The sequence below is a fragment of the Streptomyces sp. NPDC048275 genome, assembly GCF_040652275.1.
Classification (GTDB): domain Bacteria; phylum Actinomycetota; class Actinomycetes; order Streptomycetales; family Streptomycetaceae; genus Streptomyces.
Map to the genome: position 1 here is coordinate 1 of NZ_JBEZLR010000253.1, position 1531 is coordinate 1531.

The 1531-nt window shown below is 68.2% G+C and carries 1 protein-coding gene; it reads left to right on the top strand.

All coding sequences use genetic code 11. From position 1 onward, the window contains the following. The first annotated feature begins 101 nt into the window (after positions 1 to 101). Positions 102 to 1517 (top strand): IS4 family transposase, encoded by a 1416-nt coding sequence (locus AB0D57_RS47740; RefSeq protein WP_362088775.1) that lies wholly within the window; start codon positions 102 to 104, stop codon positions 1515 to 1517. Positions 1518 to 1531: the final 14 nt, after the last annotated feature.

Below are 1531 nucleotides of genomic sequence, written 5' to 3' on the forward strand. Positions count from 1 at the left end.
GCAACGCCAGTGCGTTAAGGATGTGTGCGCCCTGTCAAGAGGGCGGGACCTCTGGTAATTCGCATGGTGTCGAAGCCATTGCGAGTGTCCCGGAGGTCCCGTTGCCGCAGAATTCTGTCAGCGTCAGGTCTGGCGCGACAGCCCTGGACGTGTACGCGCCTGGCCATCTGGGCGAGTTGACCGAGATCATCGACCCCGAGTTGGTCGACGCGGTCCTTCAGGACACCGGTGTCCGACAGCAGCGGCTGCGGCTGCTCCCGGCGCGTGTCGTGGTGTACTTCGTGCTGGCCCTCGCCTTCTTCGAGCGATCCTCCTACCAGGCGGTATGGGCCAAGCTCACGGCGGGGCTGGGCAGCGTGCCCGTGGCTCGCCCGTGCGCCTCGTCGCTGGCGCGTGCCCGGCGCCGGCTGGGAAGCGGACCGCTGCGCCACCTGTTCTGGATTCTGGCCGGCCCCGTGGCTGATCACCGCCAGTCCTGCGCCTTCTACCAGGGCCTGCGCCTGGTCGCCGTGGACGGCACCACCCTGTCCGCTCCGGACGAGGAAGCGGTGACCTGGCACTTTCGCAAGCACATCGGTAGGGTCCGTGCGTTCGGCTACCCGCTGGTGCGCATGGTGGCCCTCGTGGAGTGCGGCACACGGGCTCTGGTGGGCGCGGTCTTCGGACCCGACGACGTCGGCGAACTCGCCTACGCCCGCCGTCTGCTGGGGCATCTGGATGCATCGATGCTCTTACTGGCCGACGCCTACTACGACGCGTTCGATTTCCTACAGGCCGTGCAGGACACCGGGGCCGGTTTCGTGCTGCGCTCCACTCGCAAGCGGCGTCCGACGGTGCGCCGCCCGCTGCCCGACGGCTCCTACCTCACCGCGGTCCTGCCGCGCCGCTACCGTGCCCGTGCGAACGGGCAGCGGGTAGAGGTGCGGGTGGTCGAGGCGTGGCTCACCGTCGTCCTCGCCGACGGTACGCGGCGCACGGAGCTGTGGCGGCTGCTGACCAATCTGCTGGATGCCGACAGCCACCCCGCGAACGACCTGCTGCGGCTCTACCACCGACGCTGGCAGGCGGAGACCTGCTTCTTCTCGCTGAAGTCCACGATCTTGGACGGGCGTGTGCTGCGTTCACGCAGCGTCCCCGGTCTTGAGCAAGAGATCTTCGCGCTGCTGACGGTCTACCAGGCGCTGGTCCGCATGGCCGGCGACGTCACGACGGCCACGCCGGGACTGTCCGTTCAGCGGGTGAGCTTCACCATTCTGTTCCAGGCCGCCGCAGACCAGATCATCGTCGCCCCGGGACCTGCCCGGGGCAGTACGGACTCGCTGATCGGGGCCATCGGCCGGGCCGTGCTGGCCAACCTCCTCCCCGAACAGCGCCGCCAGCGGCTGAAGGCCCGCTACCGCAAGACATCCAGCAAGTACCAGTTCCAGCGGGACCAGCATCCGCGCACCGTGCAGACGTACACACTGGGCTTCAAGATGGTCAAGGACGGAGACATTGACGCCGGGCCTGACGGCTAACGCAACGGCGTTGC